The following is a 22,049-nucleotide window of genomic DNA, read 5'->3' on the forward strand; positions in this document are numbered from 1 at the left end:
TACTGCATTCCAATTAAGACAGTAAAGTGATTTTCTGATCAAATTCATAAAATCGATTTCTCGAAAATGTAATGCAATAAATCATTAATAATTTAGCCAGGAAAAAATGCCCAACCTCTTACTTGTTGAAGACGACGCAAATTTAGGATTATTACTTCAGGAATATCTGATCGATAAAGGATTCCCGACCGACCTTGCCACTGACGGTCAGAAAGGCTGGCAATGTTTTGTGGATAACCAATATGATCTTTGCATTTTTGATGTGATGATGCCCAAAAAAGACGGATTTTCATTGGCAAAAGAAGTGAGAATGAGCGGCCGAGATGTGCCGATTATTTTTCTTACTGCCAAATCAATGAAAGAAGATACCATGCAGGGATTTCGCGTCGGAGCGGATGATTATGTTACAAAACCGTTTGACCGTGAGGAGCTTATCCTGCGTATCGAAGCGATTTTAAGAAGATATCGCAAACAATCTGATCTGCCGGAAGAAAGCGCTGTGTTCCAGGTTGGGAATTATACATTTGATTATAGTCACCATCAATTATCTGCCGACGAAAAAAGTACAAAACTTACCAGTAAAGAGTCAGAGTTGCTTAAACTTTTTTGCCAGAACCTTAACCAGCCGATCAGTCGCAGTTATGCATTGAAAACAATCTGGGGAGATGATTCTTATTTTAATGCGAGAAGTATGGACGTGTATATCACCAAACTTCGGAAACATTTTAAGGAAGATCCAAAGATCCAGATTATGAATTTGCATGGAGAAGGATTTAAATTGATGGTAGGATAATAAGCAGAGAATTAGGAGTGAAGGGCAAAGAATAAACATAAAATCACATACGGTGAAACTCTAACTATTCCTCTGTCGTTCTCTTATTAACATAAATTTTTCTATTCATTAAGCTAAAAGCCGACAGCTGATTGCTGACCGCCTATATATAATGATCTACTTAACCCGTCGCCCGAGACGCAACCGAAAATCTTCTGCTATCAGAGATTTGGTCCAGGAAACCACACTTCAGGTTTCAGATTTTATTTTCCCAATGTTTATTCAGGAAGGTACCAACCAGAAAGTTGAGATAAAATCAATGCCTGGAATGTACCGTTTTTCTTTGGATACTATTCTTGAAGAATTAAAAGAAGTGACTGATCTGGGAATTCGAGCAATCGATCTTTTCCCAAATTATGCAGAAGCAAAAAAAGATAAATATGCATCTGAAAGTTATAAAGAAGACACTTTTTATTTAAAAGCGATCACGGCAATCAAGGAAAAATTCCCTGAACTGGTCATTATGACTGATATTGCGATGGATCCATACAGTTCTGACGGCCACGATGGACTAGTTGAGAACGGAGAAATCGTGAATGATGCTACGATTGAAATTTTAGGAAAAATGGCCTTGGCGCAGGCCAAAGCAGGTGCTGACATTCTTGGACCCAGTGATATGATGGATGGCCGTATCGGTTATCTGCGTGATGTTCTGGATCGGGAGGGGCATACCAACATTAGTATCATGTCCTATTCTGCAAAATATGCCAGCGCATTTTACGGTCCGTTTCGCGATGCACTAGAATCTGCTCCAAAATTTGGCGATAAAAAAACTTATCAAATGAACCCGGCAAATAGCCGTGAAGCGTTATTGGAAGCACAACTGGATTTCACAGAAGGTGCTGATATGCTGATGGTTAAGCCTGCACTATCATATCTTGATATTATTCGCCAACTTGATGAAAATTTCGATATCCCGATCGCAGCATACAATGTTTCCGGTGAATATGCCATGATCAAAGCGGCTGCATTAAATGGCTGGCTTGACGGAGATCGCGCGATGATGGAAGTTTTGATGAGCATCCGTCGCGCCGGTGCAAAGTGTATTTTAACCTATTTCGCAAAAGAAGCTGCTGTAATTTTAGATAAGTAATTTCATCGGCATAATTAATTGTATTACAATCACTCTTCGTGTCCGATGGATGCGAAGAGTGATTCTTTTTGTTAAAAATAAATTCAGACCATGAGAAAAATGTACGTTATGCTTTCTTTGCTGGCTTGTTTTCAGACCAGCCTGAAAGCGCAAGAAACACGTCTGTTAAGATTTCCTGCGGTGCACGGAAATCAGGTGGTGTTTTCCTACGCCGGCGATCTTTATACCGTGCAAAAAGGCGGAGGGGTAAGCCGAAAAATCACAAGTCATCCAGGTTACGAAACTTTTCCAAAATTTAGTCATGATGGAAAACAAATCGCATTTACTGGCCAATACGACGGAAATACCGAGGTTTTCGTAATTCCTTCAACCGGCGGTATCCCTAAAAGAATTACCTACACGGCTACATTAGGAAGAGATGATGTAGCCGACAGAATGGGCCCAAACAACGTAGTAATGGGCTGGGCACCGGACGATAAAAGTGTCATTTACAGAAGTCGCGGAACGTCTTTCAATGCATTTAAAGGCAAACTTTACAAGGCGCCGTTAAGCGGAGATCTGAGCGAAGAACTTCCCTTTTCGGTAGGAGCCTGGAGCAGTTACAATGAAGATGGTTCAAAACTGGCCATGAACCGTGTTTTTCGTGAATTCCGTACCTGGAAATACTACAAAGGTGGAATGGCCGATGAAGTATGGATTTTCGATGTAAAATCCGGGAAAACGGAAAATATCACGAACAATCCTGCACAGGATATTTTCCCGATGTATTACAAAAACAAGGTTTACTTTTTGAGCGACAGAGATCGGGTTATGAACCTTTTTGAGTATGATACTCAAAGGAGGCAGACGAAAAAAGTAACCGATTTCAAAGAATATGATTGCAAATTTCCCTCGCTTGGAGATAATGCAATTGCTTTCGAAAACGGGGGATATATTTATTTGTACGACCTGGCGTCAGGAAAAACAGATAAGCTGTCCATAACTGTTTCAGAAGATTTTTCCTCGGGTCGTAACAAGCAGGCCGATGCGGCAAAAACAGTAGATTCGTACGCCATTTCTCCGGATGGAAAACGGGCGGTTTTAGGCGCACGAGGTGATGTTTTTACAGTACCTGCGAAAAATGGAGTTACCAGAAATCTCACGCAAAGCAGCAATGCCCACGACAGAAATGTAGAGTGGAGCCCTGATGGAAAATGGATCAGTTATGTTTCAGACAGAAGTGGAGAAGACGAGTTATATATTCAAAACCAAGACGGTTCAGAACAGGCGAAACAACTGACAAAAGGCGGAGGAAGTTATAAATTCAATCCAGTTTGGAGTCCCGATAGCAAGTATATCTTACTGGCCGACAGAAATCAGGATCTTTATTATGTTGAAACCGCATCCGGCACTAAAACACTTATTACGCACAGTGATTCCCGTGAAATTGATGAATACATTTTTGGACCAGATAGCAAATGGATTGCCTTCACACAGCCGGGAAAAGCGCGTGAATTTGAGACAATCAAACTTTATCAAATAGGTACGAAAAAAATCGTACAAGTGACAGACAATTGGTATAACAGCAATCAGCCATCTTTTAGCCCTGATGGAAAACTGCTTTATTTCGTTTCTGCACGCGATTTTAACCCAACATATAGCAACACGGAATGGAACCATGCTTACAACAATATGGAGAAACCTTATTTTGTGAGGCTGGCGTCAGATGTGAAGTCGTCATTCCAAATTGAGAATGATGAAGTATCTGAAAAAGATGAAAAATCAGATACCAAAACGGATGATAAAGACAAAAAAGAAGCTGATAAAAAGGATACTCCGAAACCTGACAAAAATGTTACTATAAAAATTGACGAAGAAAATCTGGCTGATCGCATCGAAAGTCTCCCGGTGTCTGCTGGAAATTATAACCGTCTTTTTGCAACGGCCGAAGGGTTATATTACACTTCTAATTCTGCTGGAAAAGATCGCTCTTTGAAATTCTTCAGTTTAAAAGATAAAAAGGAAACGGAAATCGGCGATATCGGCGGGTATACAACAAGTCCCGATGGAAAGAAAATTTTATTCCGAAAGTTGGCTGACTGGTATATCGAGGATTTGGGCACGACCAAACTGGACGCAAAAAATAAATTGAATCTGGATGGTTTAAAAATTAATACTGACCTGCATGCAGAATGGAAGCAAATTTATGATGAAAGCTGGCGCCAGATGCGGGATTATTTCTATGACCCAAATATGCATGGCGTTAACTGGAAAGCAATGCATGATAAATATGCCGTGTTGCTTCCTTACGTGAATCATCGCAACGATCTTACTTACCTGATCGGAGAATTGATCGGAGAGCTGAACATTGGACACGCGTATACAAATCCGGGCGACAGACCGGAAATTGAACGTGTCAAAATGGGATTGCTTGGGGCTACTTTCAGCCGTGATAAAAGTGGATATTACAAGATCGAAAAAATCCTTTCAGGGGAAAGCTGGAATAAATCGCTGGTATCGCCATTACGCACACCTGGTGTGAAAGTAAAAGCGGGCGATTATATTATCAGCATCAATGGAAAAGATGTCAAAGACTTCACTAATCTTTATGAAGGCTTAATTGGTAAAGCCGGACAAACGATTGAGATGGAAGTAAATAGCAGCGCGTCTGCGAAAGGAAGCCATAAAATCATTGTGAAACCGATTGCTGACGAGGCTGATCTGTATTATCACCAGTGGGTTCAGGATAATATTACGCGGGTAAATAAAGCTTCCGGCGGAAAAGTGGGTTATGTGCATATTCCTGATATGGGACCCGAAGGTTTGAATCAGTTTGCCCGTTATTTCTATCCTCAACTGGACAAAGAAGCACTTATTATTGACGATCGTGGAAATGGGGGAGGAAACGTTTCTCCAATGATCATCGAACGATTGCGCCGGCAGCCTGGCCTGGGAGCTATGATGCGTAACAGCAAAGTTGCAACGGTGAAGCCAGATGCCCAGATTGGTCCGAAAATCTGTCTTATTGATCAATATTCGGCATCTGACGGGGATCTTTTCCCTTACCAGTTCAGATATTACAACATTGGACAACTGCTTGGCCAGCGTACCTGGGGTGGAGTTGTGGGAATTCGCGGCTCGCTTCCATTTATCGATGGCAGCGACTTACGCAAACCTGAATTCGCTCATTTTGCTTCGGACGGCTCTAAGTTTATTATAGAGGGCGAAGGCGTTAGTCCTGATATTGAAGTCGTTAATGATCCACATCAGGAATATCTGGGCAATGATGTTCAACTTGACCGTGCCATTGAAGAAATGAAAAAGAAAATCGCAGAACCTGGACAGAAGGGAGTTCCGGCGATACCTAAGTTTCCAAACAAGTCTGCTAACTAAGATTTCTTTAATTACTATTTTAAATATTAATCAGGCAGAGTTTAACAGCTCTGCCTGATTTTTTTGTTGTTTTGGGTATATTGTTAAAAATCCTTATCCGTCAGATCATTTTAAATTGAAACATGACCATGAAAATAAAATTTTTACTTTTTGGCTCCTTTAGCTGTCTTTTGTTAACCTCGGCGGCATTCGCCCAAAAGAAAACGAACCTTCCCCCAGAATTCAGTATTAAAAAATCTGAAACGGAATCGCATATTCGTTTTCTGGCTGCGGACGAACTTTGGGGAAGACGGACAGGTGAACAGGGAAATTTTGTTGCTGCAAGGTATATCGCTGAGCAGTTCAGAAAATTAGGCGTTATTCCGGTTCCCGGAAATACAACCGCAGGCACTTCAGCTTATTATCAAAACGTACCATTTGAAAAAATAGGATCGAATGGTACCGGAGAAATTATTGCCGATACTGAGAAACTGAAAAGCGGAGAGGACTGGATTTTAATGAACGGAGAATCAACAGATTTAACCGCTCCGCTGATCTATGCAAGTTATGGTCTTGAAAATTCCGCAAAAGGGTGGGATGATTATAAAGATTTGGATGTAAAAGGGAAGATCGTTTTGTTGCAGAGCGGAACGCCGGATGTTCAAACCCCTTCTGAAATTATCGCTTCCTCGATAGAAAAAAGAAAACTGGCGGCAGAAAAAGGTGCGATCGCCGTTATTGAACTTTTCAATGCACCAATGCCCTGGAACATGGTTAACCGTTACTTTGCAGGCGAGCGCATTGCCCTGGCAGAATCTGACAACAACCCAAAATCGATTCCTCATGCCTGGGTAAACGGTAAAGAAGCAAAAATTACCCGTGCGTTACGTGGCGCGCAAAATGTAACTTTTAAAAGCTCCGGCCGTAAAGCGCAGCTTATAAACAGCTACAATATTGCCGGTTATATCAAAGGTTCAGATCCTGTTTTAAAAGACGAATACGTACTTCTTACTGCCCATTATGACCACGTGGGTGTTGGAAAACAAGGCGGACAACCATTTACAGCCGAAGATAGTATTTTCAACGGAGCGCGTGATAATGCTTTTGGAACTGTTGCCTTGTTAACCGCAGCGGAAGCGCTTGCTAAAAATCCGCCGAAGCGTTCTATTTTGATCGTTGCCTTAACTGCCGAAGAAGTAGGTCTTTTAGGAAGCCGGTATTATGCAGCGCATCCTTTGCTGCCACTTAATAAATGTATCCTCAACCTGAATTCTGATGGGGCAGGATATAACGATACCACAATTGTTTCAGTAATGGGATTAAATCGTACCGGTGTAAAAACTGAAATTGAAACGGCAAGCAAAGCTTTCGGGCTGGGAGTGTTTGCTGATCCTTCGCCGGAACAGGGTCTTTTTGATCGTTCTGACAATGTAAATTTTGCTAAAGAAGGAATTCCTGCCCCTACATTTACGCCTGGTTTCAAAGAATTTAACGGTGATATCATGAAAAATTACCACCAGGTTTCAGACAATCCGGAAACAGTCGATTTTGGATACCTACTGAAATTCTGCCAGGCCTATACCTATACAGTCAGACTTGTCGCGGATCGTAAAACGGCTCCGCAATGGATCGCAGGAGATAAATATGAGGCAGCGGCAAAGAAGCTTTATGGGAAATAAAAAACCTTCATTTAACAAAAATGCCCGGCGATTACGTCGGGCATTTTTGTTAAAATAGATCTTACTTCGCGCCCGGAGGGCAATTCTTTTTAAGATACTCAGTAAACAAAGTTTTCAAGTGTAATGACGTTCCTTCGCCCTCATAAATTCCGTGAGAGCGGTTTGGATAAGCCATAAACTGAAATTGTTTATTGTATTTTATCAGTTCATTCACCAGCATTTCTGCATTCTGGTAGTGAACATTATCGTCGCCGGTTCCGTGGATGTATAACAAATTTCCTTCAAGATTTTTTGCGTTTGTGATTGGTGATCCTTTCACAAAATCTTCACGATTTTCCTGCGGAAGACCCATGTAACGCTCCTGATAAATATTATCATAAGTCAGCTGATTTCCAACCGCGGCAACTGCAATACCTGTTTTGAAAATTTTCGGGTATTTAAACATTAGGTTTAAAGTCGAAGAACCTCCGCCGCTCCATCCGTGAACTGCTACGCGGCTGGTATCAATGAACGAATACTGCTTAAACATAGCCGTCGCAGCACCAGCCAAATCATTGATATTGATAATGCCTATATTTCTATAAATCGCTTTACGCCATGCGCGACCTTTAGGGGCCGGGGTTCCCCGGTTATCCACTGATGCATAAATGTATCCATCCTCCTGCATATTTCCTGCATAAAGTCTGTTTCTGCCTGTCCCATAACTGTCATGAACGGTGCTTGAAGCTGGCTCGCCGTATACCGAAAATACAATCGGGTATTTTTTAGCAGGGTCAAAATCATTTGGTTTCACCATCCAGCCATCAACTTCAACGCCTTCAGCAGTTTTAATTTTGAAAAACTCGATATTAATACTTGCCGGTCTGATACGCATCATCGTCTGACTGATCGAATTATTTGGATCGATCGATTTATGATCCGGGAGAGTGATCCACTCCATCATTGGCGGCAAAAGAGCATTGGAAAAACTATGCGTTGCAAATTTAGCCAACGGAGAAATCTCATAACGGTGTGTACCTGACTGATCAGCTGGGGATAATCGCTGTGCTTCACCCTTTCCGTCCAGCGGAGCGCGATACAAATATTCCTGGGTCGCATTTTCCGGAGACGCTGTGAAATAATAAGAATTACTTTTTTCATCAATCAGAACCGGGCTGATCAAATCGTATTTTCCCGTTGTAATCAGAGTTTCCTTTTTGCCATCACGACTTACGCGATATGCATGTCGCCAGCCATCTTTTTCACTTACCCAAACAAATTCTTTTCCATCATTAAGCCAGTCCCAGCCCGCCGGGCTACTCTCCCAACGGCTTTTGATATCAATCCAGGCTTCGTCTGTTTCCGAGTAAAAAGATTTTGAAGCACCTGTTTTGGCGTCGATATATAGCAAAGTGCTGACATTTTGCTTCCTGTTCAATTGCTGAATAACCAGTTCATTTGCAGTGCCTGCCCACTCCATACGCGGCACATAAGTATTCTGCGGGTCACCTGGAATGTTCATCCATCTGGTTTTTGCTGAAACAACATCTACAATACCGATTTTATATGGAGAAGGCGTTTGTCCAACCTTTGGATACTCAACCGGAATCGTATAAGAATAAATAGAATCCGTCGTGTTAATCATCAAAAAATTTCGGATTTTCCTGGCATCCAGCTGCCAGTAAGCAATTGTTTTGCTGTCCGGGCTCCACCGGAAACCATCGCGACAATCGAATTCTTCTTCATATACCCAATCAAATGTACCATTGATCACACGGTCCGTTCCGTCTAATGTAACTTGCTTGATCTGACCTGATTGAAGGTCTTCCGAAAAAATATTATGCTGACTTACGTAAGCCACTTTTTTTCCATCGGGAGAAAATTTTGCAAACATCAGAGAAGATTCCGGGCGGCCTTTTCCCAGTTGTTTTAAGGTATTTGAAGTCAAATCTAAAAGCCAGTAATCGCCCTTTGTGTCATATCTCCAAACTCTTTTCGAGTTGGTGTAGATCAACACTTTATTACCGGCCTGATTAAATGAATAACTGCGAACCCCCAGCGGCTGACTCGCACCTTTCGGTGTAAGCTGCTGTTTCGAAACGATGGTTTTCGGCTGTTCCCCTGGTAATTTTATTTCAACAATTTCTCCTTCTGCCACATCTCTGTAACCACTGCCATCTGCCAACCACTGGAAATTATCAGGTATTTGAGAGAATAGAGGAGAAGAAATAATAACAAAGACTAGTGCTTTGATCAAATGCTTCATCTGAAAATGGATATGAATTAATATTTATACAAACAATTGCTAATGCAATTTTAACACTTTGAATTACAAATCCCATGCACAGGTCATAATAGCTTAATAACAGGCGATTTTTGGTAAAGAAGATCTACCAAAAATCGCCTGTCGTCGCTAATCTTCTTTTTCCTCAGGGTCTGATTTTATACCCTTTATTTTCGAGCGCCGCTGCTTTTTCAACGATTCACTCAGTAAAAATTCAATTTGTCCGTTCAAACTCCTGAAATCCTGCTGTGCCCAGGCTTCCAATTCTTTGAGCATATCAGGATTGATCCGTAAAACGAACGCTTTTTTTTCTGCCATATCAAGGATACAAAGTTCCGGCGTTTAACACTGGTGTAACTGATTTTTCCCCACACAAAACGACTAACAAATTACAAACCATCGCCGCTTTTCGTTCTTCATCCAATTCTACAATTCCCTTGTCCGAAAGCATTGCCAAAGCCATATCCACCATTCCAACAGCTCCATTCACAATCTGACGACGCGCCGCTACAACGGCAGAGGCCTGCTGGCGCTGCAGCATCGCTCCGGCAATTTCCGGCGCATAGGCAAGGTGACTGATCCGTGCTTCGAGAACATCCACTCCAGCCCTACTCAACCGCTCAGTCAGCTCAGCTTCAAGCATTTCATTGATTTTTCCGCTTCCGTCTCGCAGTGTAAATTCGGGCACTTCCACTTCCTCAGCCTCCATCGTATCATATGCATAAACACCCGCCAAATGTCGCACAGCTGCTTCCGACTGGATTTCCACATATTTCGTATAATCATCGACTTCGAAAGAAGCCTTGGCGGTATCTCCAACGCGCCACACAACCACCGCGGCAATTTCGATCGGATTACCGAGTTTGTCGTTAACCTTTAATTTCTGGCCATTCAGATTTCTCGCACGCAGACTGATCTTTTTTCTGCGAAACAACGGATTCACCCAACGCAAACCGCTTTGTTTCATCGTGCCCATGTAATCGCCAAAAAATGTTGTCACCACTGCTTCATTCGGATTAATAACGGTAAGCCCGATCAGAATAATAAATCCGATTATCGAAACCAGAATTCCAACATTAGGGCGGCCTTCATAGATGGAAAAACCAAATCCTCCAAACAACATGATCAAACCAATCGCGAACAGCAAAAAGCCTGACATCGAACGTAATTCTTTTTCATTCATAGCTTTAATATGATAGTAAAATGATATCACAATTTTATCAAAAATGAGTAGAATATTTTCAAAAATAGGTATAAAAAAATCCCAAAGCTTTTGACTGGCTTTGGGATTCGATGAATGGAAGAATTCCTCAGTTTGTATCGAAATTTATTGGAAGTTTATAGCGAACCCGGATTTTCTCACCCTTTTGAGTTGCAGGCTCCCATAGTCCGCTCATTTTTTTTATTACACGCAGTGCTTCGTTATCAAGGCTTTTCATAACACTCTGTTCAATCAGATAGTCGTTCAGCGTTCCATCTTCCTGAACCACAAACGAGACGACTACTCTGCCGGTGATTTTTGATGCCGAAGCATCGCGTGGATAACTGATATTTTCTCCCAAAAATTGGTACATCTTATTTAATCCACCTTTAAATTGTGGCTGACTGATATCACCAGTATCATATGTTACGTGCTGTTTACCAAAATTTGACTGCCCTTTTTCGAGTTTGCCGGCATTATAAAATTCTTCGTAGACGACGGTGCTATCTGCAAATTTTCCAAGCCATTTTCCAGACCTATTGCCCTCAACAACCTGTCCTTCCTCAAAAACTATTTTTCCTCTGTATGAGTTGCCCTTTATTTTTGCCCAGCCGTTACCATCTTTCACTATCTGTGTACCGTCTCGCTCCCAGACATTTTTAACAATAGTTCCTTTACCACCCCCCAATTCTAAAACACTTCTGATCTGCCCGTTATCATACCAATCAGTTGTTTTTACAAGTCCATCATTCGTTTGCTGACTTTCCTGAAGCACGCCAGTTATAAAGTAAAATTTGCCGGAAGAAGGTGGCCGGCCGGAACCAGGATAAGTCCTGTGCGACAGCAGTTTTCCATCAGCTTGCAAAATCACCTCTTCGTAGGCATTGTCCCAGTTATCTGTTTTTGCAAATATTTTAAAGGCTTTTATAGAATCCTGGCCGGGTGGACCAACATAAGGTGCCCAAAACTCAGTTTTCTGGTAGGGAATATTTTTTAGTGTTTTCCATTTGCCAGAAACCAGTTCCTGATAAGAGATATCGGCTCTTACAAATCCACGTTCATCAACCGGTATCATGTTTCGAAATCTATATTTATTCGGATCCGAAACCGATGTGTGATTTTTATCAAAATATTCAATCAAAGCATTTTCTGTACTATCAAATTCAGGAATTGGCGCTGTTCGAAATATCACAGGAAAAACAGAAACCTGCCTGACCGGTTTTTCCTTAATTAAAGCAGGTTTCCACGCTTTGTACAACCCTAAGACACGCAAAGCTTCTTGATCGATTAGACTGTCTACTGACCTGATCACTTCGAGTCTGGACATACTTCCATCTATTTCAATAACACCTTTCACAAAAACGCGCGCATTCATACCCTTTGCAGCAGATTTAATTGGAATTTGAAGATTTGCGTTAATGAATTGATTCAGAAAGGTGATACCACCGGCAGGCTCGGCAGCTTTTTCCACTTCGTGAACCTGAAAAACCTCCTGTGCAAAAACCTGACCGCTACAGATGATAAGAATTACTAAAAGAAATTTCATGGCTCACTAATTTTACTGCAATTGAAAATTAACCGGCAGATTATACTTGACCCGTACTTTCTGTCCACGCATTTCTCCCGGTTCCCATTTCCCGCTCATTTTTTTGACAACTCTGAGCGCTTCTTCATCAATATCTTTTGTTACGCTTTTTTCCACATTATAATCACAAAGGCTTCCATCTTCGCAAACCGTGAAAGAAAGCAGCACTTTACCGGATACTCCTTTTCGGGCCGCATCCGATGGATATCTGATATTTTGTCCAAGAAATTGATAAAATGCGCTCGTCCCGCCGTGAAATTTGGGCTGGATTATCTTGTTCTTATAACTGATTTTTTCGCCGTTGACAAAACGCGTTCCCTCTTTCAGTTTTCCCTTCTCGTATTCTTCGATATAATAAACGGTACTATCTTTAAACTTACCAACCCATTTCCCGTCTTGTGATCCGGAATTTACAGCACCCGACTCTATCACCAACTTGTCATCTGCGTAACTGCTGTACGTCCACCAGCCGTTTCCATCTTTGACCGTCTGTTTTCCATTGGCTTCCCATGCGCCAATTACCTTATTTGCTTCATAACGCTCTTTGTTTATATGCATCTTGAGGACATTGCTAATCTGCCCGTTGCCATACCAGGTGACGCGCGTGCTGCTGCTGTCCTCAAAAGTTTCTACGTTTTTCAGCATTCCACTGAGGTAGTATTCTTTGGTAATCTGCGGCTTGCCAGAAATGCCGTTTTGCCTGTAAGCCAGTAATTTCCCATCTTTTTGAAATGTTACAAAAGGTGCATAATTACTCTCATGATTATCCTCTGCCGATAATTGATATGCCTGAACCGAATCCACGCCGGGCTCCTCGCTTACTTTATACCACAACTCTTTCCGCTTGAAAGGAATCGCATTGATTTGTTTCCACTTTCCCCATTCCAGGCCTTCGTAAGAAATATCACCTTTCAAATAACCCTGCTCATCCACAGGCGTGACACTCCTGTATTTGTAATCTTTCAGGACTTTTGTTGGCTGATATTTGGCATCGTAGTAGTTTACATAACTCCATAAAGTCGTATCAAAGTTTTCCTTGTGATTCGACACAAAAGCGACATGATATACAACTGCCTGTCTGACTTTCTGATCTTTTACGACAGCTGGCTGCCACGCTTTATACAAGCCGAGCACACGAATCGCTTCCTGATTACATAGGGAATCAATTCCCCTGACAATGCCAAGGCCTGTCATCGAACCATCCGTCTCGACTATCCCTTTTACAAAAACTTTTGCATTAATTCCCTTGATCGAAGACTTCAATGGAACCTGAATATTGGATTGGAGAAATTCATTTAATATCGTAACACCACCCTTTGGAATTGCCTGCGTTTCCACCTCATGCGGCCGATAAACATTCTGACTTATAGACTGATAACCAGTAAGTAACAGGATTAATAGTATTTTTTTCATGCGTCGGGTGAGTTTGCTGTTGCCAAATATAAAGAATCTCTTATTTACCTTAATTATACTTATTATTTAAAAATAAATAAATTAAAATCTTTCGTCGTACTAGTTTTACAAGAAATCTTAACTTACTGATAACCTGTTAGTAATATCCAGGTAACATGAAATGAGAATATTTGTAACATGGGAGAAACAACTCATTTTCGAACAATTATCATTTCTGACTTACACCTCGGAGCAGGTGGTTCGAAGGCAGAAGAAGTTACCAATTTTCTAAAAAGCTATTCTTGTAAAAAGCTTATTTTAAATGGTGATATTATTGATGCCTGGCAGTTGAAAAAATATGGTGTCTGGAAACGGAAACATACCATGTTCTTTAAACGCGTCCTTAAAATGATTGAGGAGAACAAGACAAAGGTGATTTATATACGCGGAAATCACGATGATTTTCTGGATCAGATCATTCCTTTGCGTTTAGGCAAACATTTCCAGATCAGAAAAGATTATATTCTTAACTCCGGAAGCAAACGCTTCTATGTCACACATGGCGATGTCTTTGATTCGATCACAACAAATCTGAAATGGCTTGCCTATCTCGGCGATATTGGTTACACATTTTTGCTTTGGATAAATAAATTTTATAATAAATACCGTGAATGGAGAGGACTGCCTTACTTCTCTTTGTCTCAAAAAATAAAACAATCGGTTAAGCTGGCGGTAAATTATATGTCGGATTTTGAAGAAAAACTGACAGAACTCGCCCGTTCCCGTGATTGCGACGGCGTCATTTGCGGCCATATTCATCACCCTTCGATTCGCGAAATCGATGGAATCAGCTATATGAACTCCGGCGACTGGGTTGAAACTTTAAGTGCGCTTGTCGAAGATTTCGACGGAAACTGGAATCTGGTTTATTATAATCAGCAGGATTTTGAAGAAAAACCAAACGGGCAGAAGGCAGTTAAAAAAACAGTTGTTGAAAATTTTCCAACAGTAGATAAACAAGTCGCTTTCACAGGGATGATCCTGGGTCAGGATAAAAGACGGATTATTTAAAGACGTATGAGAATATTGTTTTTGGTACAGGGAGAAGGTCGCGGGCACCTTACACAGGCAATTTCAATGGGGCAGATTTTACGAAATGCCGGCCATGAAATTTCCGGCGTGATGGTCGGCAGTGCCGTCGGACGTGAGATTCCATCCTTTTTCACAGAACAAATCAAAGCTCCTGTTCACTATTTTAGCGCGCCCAGTATTGCTTACAATGGCGGAGGGATGAATACTAAAAAGACAATTCTGAGTCTGGTAACAAATCTTCCGACCTATATCAAAAGCCTGCACTATATACACAAAACGATCCGGGAAATTCAGCCGGATCTCATCATCAGTTTTTACGAAACATATAGCGGGCTTTACAACATTATTTTTGGTAATAAAATACCAATGATCTGTGTCGCTCATCAATACCTTATTCTCCATCCGGATTTCACTTCTCCCAAAAACAGCCGGCTCAACCGTGCACTCATCAATCTTAATTCCAAAGCTGCTTCCTGGAAAGCAAGTCAACGGCTCGCCTTGTCGTTCCGGGAAATGGAATCCAAGCCTGATGAAAAACTGATTGTAGTCCCACCGCTTTTAAGACAGGAAATTCAGGATCTTCATCCTGTCACCGATGATTTCTTCCTGGTGTACATGACTCATCACAGCCTCAGCGAGCAGATTATTTCGTGGCACCTTACTCATCCGGAGATCCGCCTGCATTGTTTTTGGGACAAAGCCGACGCTCCGGATGAATTAATTTATGATAAGTCACTAAGCTTTCACCGCATCAATAGTCAAAAATATCTGGCAAAGCTGGCAAGCTGCCGGGCGCTTGTTACCACAGCTGGTTTTGAATCTGTTTGTGAGGCAATGTATCTTGGAAAACCTGTAATGATGGTTCCAGTTCCCAACCATTATGAACAGGAATGTAATGCCTTGGACGGCGTAATTTCCGGCGCCGGCGTCACCTCCAAAACATTTAATCTCTCTGTCTTGCTGGATTATCTTCCACATCATGTTGACCAGTCACAGAAATTCAGGCACTGGTACCATCGCGGAAATGCGATGTTTGTAAAAAATGTTGAGGTTTTTGATAAGCATCCATCAAAAAAACCTTATACCGAAACATTTACTTTTTCCTGAAAACCATCTTTTCTGAATCCGTTTCCTGAAAAACAGACAAGGAATTGTCTTGTATTTCGTAAAGATATTCGCCATACCGAAACCATGCTTTTCCACTCCACTCCGGTTCCCCAACTTTTGATCCGCCGAAATTAGTAACCTTCAATTTTGAACTTCCCAAAATTTCATAGGAACCTCCAACAGTATTTGAATAAGTCTTACCCGATATCGTACCTTTCTGACCATCGTCCAGAAACTTATAAACGACATTTCTTCCATCATTAGCAGGAATTTCTTTCAAAATATTAGTTTTACGATTCAGATATCCTTCTAGTTGCCAGGTTCCTTTTAAAACTGGATGTTTCGCTTTACAGCAACTTTCTTTCTCACAGCCAGCCGCTGAAAGCCCTAAAAAAATGACGATCAATACGAGTGAAGTAAATTTTCTCATCACAATTTCATTAAAAACTGATTCCAATTCTCGCTGCAATCCGGTTGTATACACGTTCTTCACGACGCTCAGTCTGGTTCCAAAGCAGTGGTTTTTCAGCAAAAACTTCCTGTCTTTTGTAGGTAAGTGAAAGTGTGAAAGAAGATGTATTTACATTCCCAATTCTGAGCCCGATACCAGGATTTATCATCCAGCCGCCCTTTGTTTTATAACCGTCTGAATCCTGATGAAGCCAAGTAAAACCATAACCAGCGTCAGCAATAACAAAGAAACGAGCGTTGGATCTGCCTGAAAGATCATACCGGATTCCGGCAGCAACGGGGTTGATCAGCGCACTTTTATACCAATCAGCGCCAAGTATTATTCCGGCACCAAGTTTTCTGCTCACTTGTATTCCGTTAAAAGTCTGTAGTGTCAGGCTGGTTCTGCTGTCGACTGTATTTTGCTGCGAGCCGTTTGAATATTTGACCCGGCCAAACAATCCGCCAAATTCTGTGTGGTTAATAAATTTGTTTTTAACCTCGACATCCTGAGCGTTAACAGAACTTAAAATAAGTATTGATATGAATAAAGAAAAAAGAATTTTCATTGTGTTTATGTGAGTTGGAGGTGAGTAAATAGTTTAACAGGTCACAGCAATTCATGGAATGGCCTTATTCACCGGAATTTTACTCAGCTCACGAATATTCCTCGGATCAGTAACATCGAACTGGTAAAAACCATCCTTACCAATCAGCATCAACGTCTTGCCAAGCGAAATAACATCGTATGCATCAATATCTTTAAAATGCGAAATCATATGTTTATCGATTTCCATTTTATCAGTCACGTCAAAAACTTTCAAACCTTTGTCACCTTCACATAAATACAATGTCGGGAAATCGATACTTAAACCATGCGGGTTTTCCATCTGGTAGGTTTTGATCATTTTGGGGTTGGCGGGATTACTGACATCCACCAGATCCAATTGATTTTGAGTGCCCTGACAGGCTGTTCCCGTTCGCAGCGTTACGTAAGCGATGTCGTTATGTACAACTACAGGATCGCAAGCCCGCCCATGCTGGAATACTGAAATCTGCGTTGGCGAAGCAGGGTCCGAATTATCAAAAATGATCATACCGGTTGTCGTACCAAGAAAGAGTTTATTCTGATAGGGAAAAATCGTTTCGATAATGAAATTTGTGTTGACCGTTGTGAAATCAGTTGGCTGCGACGGATTTGATATATTGAATAAGTGCAGCCTGTTTTGCTGGACGGTATATAAAAATTTGTCATACAAGGCAAAACGCGCCATCGATCCTGCCTGGCCATTAGGCTGAGCAGAAGAAGCGGATCCGGCAGAACTGAATGAAGCAGACGACAAGAACCCAGAGTCAAGCCACGATAATAGCATAGGCGAAACATTTTCCTCACAGCTTGTCGTCACAGTTTCCGTTACAAAATCAACTGTAAAATCCTGAATTGAGATCATTCCGGCAGCACTATTCTGACCCATTAAAGACCAGCTTACACCATCAAATTGCCCAAACTGAAAAACATTTTGCACCCGTCCCACCTCCTTGGCATTGGCAGGATCTGTAATGTCCAGGGAAACCAAATCAGAATAACTGTCTGCATACAGAATATTGTTACGAACAGCGATATCGCCATTGCCAGGAATATTAATAAAGGAAATAAATTTAGGATTGGTTGGATCGCTATTATCAACCACATGAATACCTTCTTTTATTTCATTGATAAACAGATAATTACCTTTGGTATAAATTTTACCTGGCCGGACTAACTCCCGTTTTGATTCTGCTTTCACACTGCTTCTGATCTCAGCAAGTGATCGGGTGAAGGGAGTAAGCCTGCGCGTTACGCGTGTCTCCTTGCATTGGTCGTTACAGGAAAATAATCCAAAAGAAAAGACGACGATAATCAGCGGAAGTAGTTGTGTTTTCATGATCAGAGAGTTTTTCGTTAGGCAAGCTGAGATTATATTATTTCTCGGTATAATCCTAAGACACAACATATCATAAAAGGTTGTAACCTTTTTGAACAAATTTGTCTGAAAATGAATGGGATAGCTCTTAAAGCTCAGATTTCATTACCGGGATTCGGCTTAACAATATTTTAAATCTTTCGGGTCGCTGATCTCAAATTAATAGAGTCCGTTCTTAATCTGAGCAAAAGCATGAACCCCCTATAACAAAATCGTCCGGAAGCAAAGCCAACGGACGATAACGCACCCCGAAAACGTCGATTGACACCAACGTTTGTTTTCTTTAATATCACTTCGGCCGTCGGCGATCGGCTTTCACATAACCAAGTCGCAATTTCTTACCATTTGAAACCTGACAGCCGATTGCCGAAAGCCAAATTGCCTATTTACTATCCGGATTCATGATCCTTCCCATAAATAGAATTGTATTTGATGTTTTTTCACTGATGATTATTCCAAATGGGCGGTCGAAAATGACATTTTGCGGCTCTTTTGGATTTGCTGATAATTCAACCATTGCTATGGTTGTAACGGCGGCGGCCTCAGTCCCTTTTTCATCAATTCCCAGATAAGTATCCTGCTTTACAAAATCAACCTTGATAGGCATCGTTTTAATCATCTTGCCAAATTCCGCTAAATCGGAAAACGCTTTTGGCATTCCCATTGATTTCAAGGCATCATTTAGTCGTTTAGAGTATTCCAGCGTAAATCTTGGTAGCCCCAGGTTAATCCCAATTTTCGCTGTATCCGACTTAATTTTACTCCATTGTGCCGACGTGAAGGAATTTAAAATTTCAGTGATCGAATTTTGGTCTCTTGGCAGCAGAACTGTCATCTCAAACTGTCCGTTGCCATAAGGCAATTTTACAGCTGTGTATTTCTCCGAACCTGATAGTGCAAAATCAGATTTTGCATACATCATTTTTACTTTTTTGTGAGTTCCGGTCTGAAGATGAAATGTCTGATCAAGAGTGTTTTTTGCATCGAATTTTGTTGTCCAATCACCTTTGAAATGCAACGCGTTCAACAAAAACATAACCTCGTCTTCTTTTATCTCGTCAAGCACTTTCTTGATCTTTCCATTAGTCTTATCACTTGCCCACTGGTTGATCTTGTCTAATGCAGCCTTATTAAATTCCAGCCCGGTAATTTCTGCGTTAAATGATTGATTCAAAACATTTTTGAAATCAGTTTCTACCTGAACGGTATTCCGGTACCAAACCGAATTTGCCAGGCCCAGCGTGACTTTTGAATCCGCTGCCGGCATATCATTTAATAATGTTTTGTAAGCGTTATTCAAGTCTGCCTGCGAAACGCCTTCCATTTTCAGCGTCTTCAAAATTTCAGAAGCGGTTTCATTTTCTGCTCCGTTCAGCAGCATTCCCAAAGCGATATGAAGGCTCAGCGGCGAGACAAATAAATTTTTGTCAGAATTCTCAACCTGCTGTAAGTTTTTGAAAAAATCGAAGGCGAAATCATTGGTTCCTGCCGAAATTCTTTCAGGAATAACAACAGGACGAACCGGATCTGGTCGGGAGTCAACGCTGTCATCATTGCATCCGAACGCCATCAGGCCTACGGATACAATGAACAACTTGCTGATTTTAAGAATTTTATTCATGGCTAATAAATAAAATGTGCGTATAACATGCACCTGATTAGACTGCTAGTATGTGCTTCTGTTACTATGAGTCTTCCAGGGTTGAAATGGTTGGAACCAGTTTCATGTTTTTTTAAAAAGAATATCTGACACCCCAGGAAACGCCGTACAGATAAGGGCGCGATTCCAATGTTTCATTACTCTTAAATCCTGATGTGATCGATTTTTGATAAGATCCTGTCAGCGTGGCTTTCCATTGCGAAGACAGCCGATAATTAAAACGAAGCCCTGTAGTTGCTGCCCAGTTGAGACTGCGATAAACATCGTCGCTCGCTTTGGTCGTGATCACCGTTCCGGAAGCTGACTCAATTTCATTATTCATGAAAAAGTTTGCCATCATTCCGCCCAGGACAGAATAACTAAGTTTTTTATCCGGGTTTAAAGTATATCCTGCTTGTACCGGTACCTGAAGATAGCGGTAATCATTACGGACTTCTTTTGCCACATCAATATAGAAAGCGTTGGCAGGAGGACTCGATGTCGGCGTGTTAACACCGTAATTCTGCCCTGATTTATCCATCAATGCGCTTTGCAGAACATTTTGCGATCTGCTTGTTGCTACATCCAGCAAATATCCGCCCTCGTAGGTTGAATTTCCCTGCAGATAACTGATACCTGTTTCGACAGACCAATGTTTCGAAAGTCGCTTTCCGCCCTGTGTTTGAACGGCGTAGGATGTCCCTGCCTGGCTATTGCCACTCAGGGATTGTCTGGACGCATTGGCATTGGCAAAAGCAGCCGGTGGGGAAGTAACCTTAACATCCGGATTAAAAGTCGCAGGCATCAAACCAACAGCAGCATAATACTCACGGTTCTTAGATACCTTTTCAACTGGTTTTTCCGTAATCGTACCAGGTTTGAAAAATACATACCTTTTCTGAACATAAACATCCAGATCTTTATATCCAATCGGCGTAAGTGCCTCGGCTACAATGCGACTTGCAGCATCAAGATTAGCAGGATTTAAAGGCTCAACTGATACGTTATTGCTTTGCGCAGCGGCAAACTTATCAGTATTTGTAAGATCATTATTGCCAGCAACAGCTTTCGCTGAAACAGGATTATTTTCCTGCTTACGTACTGCCACTTTATTGTTAAAAGAGGAAACCGCAGCCCTATCTTCTTCTGCTTGTTTTTCCGTATCAGCCGAAGCCAGAGACTCATCCTGCTTGATGATAGCAGGATTTTCTGCACTATTTTTTCTCCGTCTCTCAGATTCCACCTGCGCAATACTAGTTTCCGGCAGGATCGAAGGAACTTCAACCGCCTCTTTCTGTTGCGCTGTTTTACCTTCTACGGAACTTTCCGAGCTCGTGTTAATATCTGCATCCGGGCTGACCAATTCCGTTTTGCCGGCCGCCAGGTGTGCATCTTTTTTCTCTTCTGAGCTGAACGAGCCATTCCACAAACCTATACCTACCATTAATAAAGCGGCCACGGATGCAGCTGCATACCAAAGCCGTGGTGTCTGCCACCAGAGCGGCACCACTTTTCTCTCCTCCTTGTCGAGGCGAGCCTCTATGCCCTCCCAGGCAGATAGAGGAGGTGTTTCAGAAGCTTCCTGAAATACCTTTTTCCATTGCTCTTCAAAGCTATTTGTTTCGGACGGATCCATCATCGAATCTTGTTTCTTTGTTCAATTTCTCCTGAAGAAGCGTTCGAGCCCGCGAATACTGCGACTTCGATGTCCCCTCAGATATACCTAATTTCTGGGCTATTTCATTATGCTGGTAACCTTCAATGGCGTATAGATTAAAAATAGTCTGGCAACCAATGGGCAGTTCTTTTATAAACTCCATCAGCTGCTGCCACTGAAAATCCGCCAGAACTAATTCCTTCCCCGCCAGCACGTTTTCATGTCCGTCAATATCGTCCAGCTGCTTCAGATGTTTCTGCTGTCTCAAATGATTTAATGCTGTATTAACTACAATTGACCGGAGCCAATACTCAACCGGGCTGTCGTTTCGGAACGTAACTATATTCTCATAAATTTTTATAAAAGCATCTTGTAAAACATCTTCCGCATCTGTGCGGTTTTTGGTATAACGCAGGCATATAGCAAACAGCTTCCCCCCGAAAACATCATATAGCTGTTTCTGGGCGACGCGGTTACGCTGTTGACAGCCAATCACCAATTCCTGTTCGTTAAAAGTCATCCGAAGCCTAAGGGGTGCTACTTCCGGTTTATTTATTTTGTTTTTTCGCTCTTCGTATACAATAAGAGACTGCTTTTTTCATTAAACATCCGCCATCTGTTATCGCTCAATCAACCTAAAAGTTCGCTCAATAACTTATAGACACTATTATTTATAAAAGGGTTGGAACGGACGTTTGATTATTAAAAACTTTTTTTAACTTACCTAAGTTCAAGAGTTTCAAT

17 protein-coding genes are annotated in these 22,049 nt (G+C 41.6%); 6 read left to right on the top strand and 11 right to left on the bottom strand.

Annotated elements, in window-relative coordinates:
* Window positions 1-106: 106 nt before the first annotated feature.
* The 4 genes from BMY70_RS26355 (at window position 107) to BMY70_RS26370 (ending at window position 6,955) form a co-directional block, all read left to right on the top strand.
* Entirely contained in the window at window positions 107-793 is a 687-nt protein-coding gene (locus BMY70_RS26355; protein WP_090340512.1) for a response regulator transcription factor, read from the top strand.
* A gap of 151 nt (window positions 794-944) precedes the next feature.
* Complete coding sequence (gene hemB, locus BMY70_RS26360; RefSeq protein WP_177197137.1) at window positions 945-1,925, top strand: porphobilinogen synthase; 981 nt, start codon at window positions 945-947, stop codon at window positions 1,923-1,925.
* A 90-nt stretch (window positions 1,926-2,015) separates the two neighbouring features.
* Window positions 2,016-5,297 (top strand): S41 family peptidase, encoded by a 3,282-nt coding sequence (locus BMY70_RS26365; protein ID WP_090340516.1) that lies wholly within the window; start codon window positions 2,016-2,018, stop codon window positions 5,295-5,297.
* Window positions 5,298-5,425: 128 nt separating this feature from the next.
* Window positions 5,426-6,955, top strand: coding sequence for a M20/M25/M40 family metallo-hydrolase (locus tag BMY70_RS26370; protein WP_090340519.1), 1,530 nt, complete (start codon window positions 5,426-5,428; stop codon window positions 6,953-6,955).
* Window positions 6,956-7,016: 61 nt separating this feature from the next.
* Here the strand turns inward: BMY70_RS26370 and BMY70_RS26375 are convergent, their stop codons facing one another.
* The 5 genes from BMY70_RS26375 to BMY70_RS26395 form a co-directional block, all read right to left on the bottom strand.
* Window positions 7,017-9,200, bottom strand: a complete 2,184-nt coding sequence (locus BMY70_RS26375; protein ID WP_090340522.1) for a S9 family peptidase — start codon at window positions 9,198-9,200, stop codon at window positions 7,017-7,019.
* 147 nt (window positions 9,201-9,347) lie between these two features.
* Window positions 9,348-9,536: a type II toxin-antitoxin system antitoxin gene (locus BMY70_RS26380; RefSeq protein WP_090340525.1), complete on the bottom strand. Its 189-nt coding sequence runs from the start codon at window positions 9,534-9,536 to the stop codon at window positions 9,348-9,350.
* Between the two features lies 1 nt (window position 9,537).
* Entirely contained in the window at window positions 9,538-10,401 is an 864-nt protein-coding gene (locus tag BMY70_RS26385; RefSeq protein WP_090340528.1) for an SPFH domain-containing protein, read from the bottom strand.
* Window positions 10,402-10,528: 127 nt separating this feature from the next.
* Entirely contained in the window at window positions 10,529-11,965 is a 1,437-nt protein-coding gene (locus BMY70_RS26390; protein ID WP_090340531.1) for an energy transducer TonB, read from the bottom strand.
* A gap of 12 nt (window positions 11,966-11,977) precedes the next feature.
* Window positions 11,978-13,417, bottom strand: coding sequence for an energy transducer TonB (locus BMY70_RS26395; protein WP_090340534.1), 1,440 nt, complete (start codon window positions 13,415-13,417; stop codon window positions 11,978-11,980).
* 177 nt (window positions 13,418-13,594) lie between these two features.
* On the opposite strand from BMY70_RS26395, the gene BMY70_RS26400 reads away from it, so the two are divergent.
* On the top strand, window positions 13,595-14,467 hold the full coding sequence (locus tag BMY70_RS26400; RefSeq protein ID WP_090340537.1) for a UDP-2,3-diacylglucosamine diphosphatase: 873 nt from the start codon (window positions 13,595-13,597) through the stop codon (window positions 14,465-14,467).
* 6 nt (window positions 14,468-14,473) lie between these two features.
* Window positions 14,474-15,595: a glycosyltransferase family protein gene (locus tag BMY70_RS26405; RefSeq protein ID WP_090340540.1), complete on the top strand. Its 1,122-nt coding sequence runs from the start codon at window positions 14,474-14,476 to the stop codon at window positions 15,593-15,595.
* Here BMY70_RS26405 and BMY70_RS26410 read toward each other — a convergent pair.
* The 6 genes from BMY70_RS26410 to BMY70_RS26435 form a co-directional block, all read right to left on the bottom strand.
* On the bottom strand, window positions 15,582-16,025 hold the full coding sequence (locus tag BMY70_RS26410) for a hypothetical protein (protein WP_090340544.1): 444 nt from the start codon (window positions 16,023-16,025) through the stop codon (window positions 15,582-15,584). The two genes, BMY70_RS26405 and BMY70_RS26410, sit on opposite strands and share 14 nt — an antisense overlap.
* A gap of 10 nt (window positions 16,026-16,035) precedes the next feature.
* Complete coding sequence (locus BMY70_RS26415; RefSeq protein WP_090340547.1) at window positions 16,036-16,614, bottom strand: hypothetical protein; 579 nt, start codon at window positions 16,612-16,614, stop codon at window positions 16,036-16,038.
* Between the two features lie 51 nt (window positions 16,615-16,665).
* Window positions 16,666-17,970, bottom strand: coding sequence for an LVIVD repeat-containing protein (locus BMY70_RS26420; protein ID WP_090340550.1), 1,305 nt, complete (start codon window positions 17,968-17,970; stop codon window positions 16,666-16,668).
* Window positions 17,971-18,391: 421 nt separating this feature from the next.
* The gene (locus tag BMY70_RS26425; RefSeq protein ID WP_229209789.1) at window positions 18,392-19,630 is read right to left on the bottom strand and encodes a serpin family protein; all 1,239 of its coding nucleotides are present in this window, start codon (window positions 19,628-19,630) and stop codon (window positions 18,392-18,394) included.
* 112 nt (window positions 19,631-19,742) lie between these two features.
* Complete coding sequence (locus BMY70_RS26430; protein ID WP_229209790.1) at window positions 19,743-21,287, bottom strand: outer membrane beta-barrel protein; 1,545 nt, start codon at window positions 21,285-21,287, stop codon at window positions 19,743-19,745.
* Complete coding sequence (locus tag BMY70_RS26435) at window positions 21,262-21,825, bottom strand: RNA polymerase sigma factor (protein ID WP_090340557.1); 564 nt, start codon at window positions 21,823-21,825, stop codon at window positions 21,262-21,264. The genes BMY70_RS26430 and BMY70_RS26435 overlap by 26 nt, the downstream gene beginning before the upstream one ends.
* Window positions 21,826-22,049 lie beyond the last annotated feature (224 nt).

The sequence above is a fragment of the Dyadobacter koreensis genome (genome assembly GCF_900108855.1).
Lineage (GTDB): Bacteria > Bacteroidota > Bacteroidia > Cytophagales > Spirosomataceae > Dyadobacter > Dyadobacter koreensis.

Coding starts and splice junctions, on each gene's coding strand:
- BMY70_RS26365 (WP_090340516.1), top strand. CDS start 2,016: ATGAGAAAAATGTACGTTATGCTTTCTTTGCTGGCTTGTTTTCAGACC.
- BMY70_RS26435 (WP_090340557.1), bottom strand. CDS start 21,825: ATGACTTTTAACGAACAGGAATTGGTGATTGGCTGTCAACAGCGTAAC.
- BMY70_RS26390 (WP_090340531.1), bottom strand. CDS start 11,965: ATGAAATTTCTTTTAGTAATTCTTATCATCTGTAGCGGTCAGGTTTTT.
- BMY70_RS26400 (WP_090340537.1), top strand. CDS start 13,595: ATGGGAGAAACAACTCATTTTCGAACAATTATCATTTCTGACTTACAC.
- BMY70_RS26355 (WP_090340512.1), top strand. CDS start 107: ATGCCCAACCTCTTACTTGTTGAAGACGACGCAAATTTAGGATTATTA.
- hemB (WP_177197137.1), top strand. CDS start 945: ATGATCTACTTAACCCGTCGCCCGAGACGCAACCGAAAATCTTCTGCT.
- BMY70_RS26395 (WP_090340534.1), bottom strand. CDS start 13,417: ATGAAAAAAATACTATTAATCCTGTTACTTACTGGTTATCAGTCTATA.
- BMY70_RS26410 (WP_090340544.1), bottom strand. CDS start 16,025: ATGAGAAAATTTACTTCACTCGTATTGATCGTCATTTTTTTAGGGCTT.
- BMY70_RS26380 (WP_090340525.1), bottom strand. CDS start 9,536: ATGGCAGAAAAAAAAGCGTTCGTTTTACGGATCAATCCTGATATGCTC.
- BMY70_RS26405 (WP_090340540.1), top strand. CDS start 14,474: ATGAGAATATTGTTTTTGGTACAGGGAGAAGGTCGCGGGCACCTTACA.
- BMY70_RS26430 (WP_229209790.1), bottom strand. CDS start 21,287: ATGATGGATCCGTCCGAAACAAATAGCTTTGAAGAGCAATGGAAAAAG.
- BMY70_RS26420 (WP_090340550.1), bottom strand. CDS start 17,970: ATGAAAACACAACTACTTCCGCTGATTATCGTCGTCTTTTCTTTTGGA.
- BMY70_RS26370 (WP_090340519.1), top strand. CDS start 5,426: ATGAAAATAAAATTTTTACTTTTTGGCTCCTTTAGCTGTCTTTTGTTA.
- BMY70_RS26375 (WP_090340522.1), bottom strand. CDS start 9,200: ATGAAGCATTTGATCAAAGCACTAGTCTTTGTTATTATTTCTTCTCCT.
- BMY70_RS26415 (WP_090340547.1), bottom strand. CDS start 16,614: ATGAAAATTCTTTTTTCTTTATTCATATCAATACTTATTTTAAGTTCT.
- BMY70_RS26385 (WP_090340528.1), bottom strand. CDS start 10,401: ATGAATGAAAAAGAATTACGTTCGATGTCAGGCTTTTTGCTGTTCGCG.
- BMY70_RS26425 (WP_229209789.1), bottom strand. CDS start 19,630: ATGAATAAAATTCTTAAAATCAGCAAGTTGTTCATTGTATCCGTAGGC.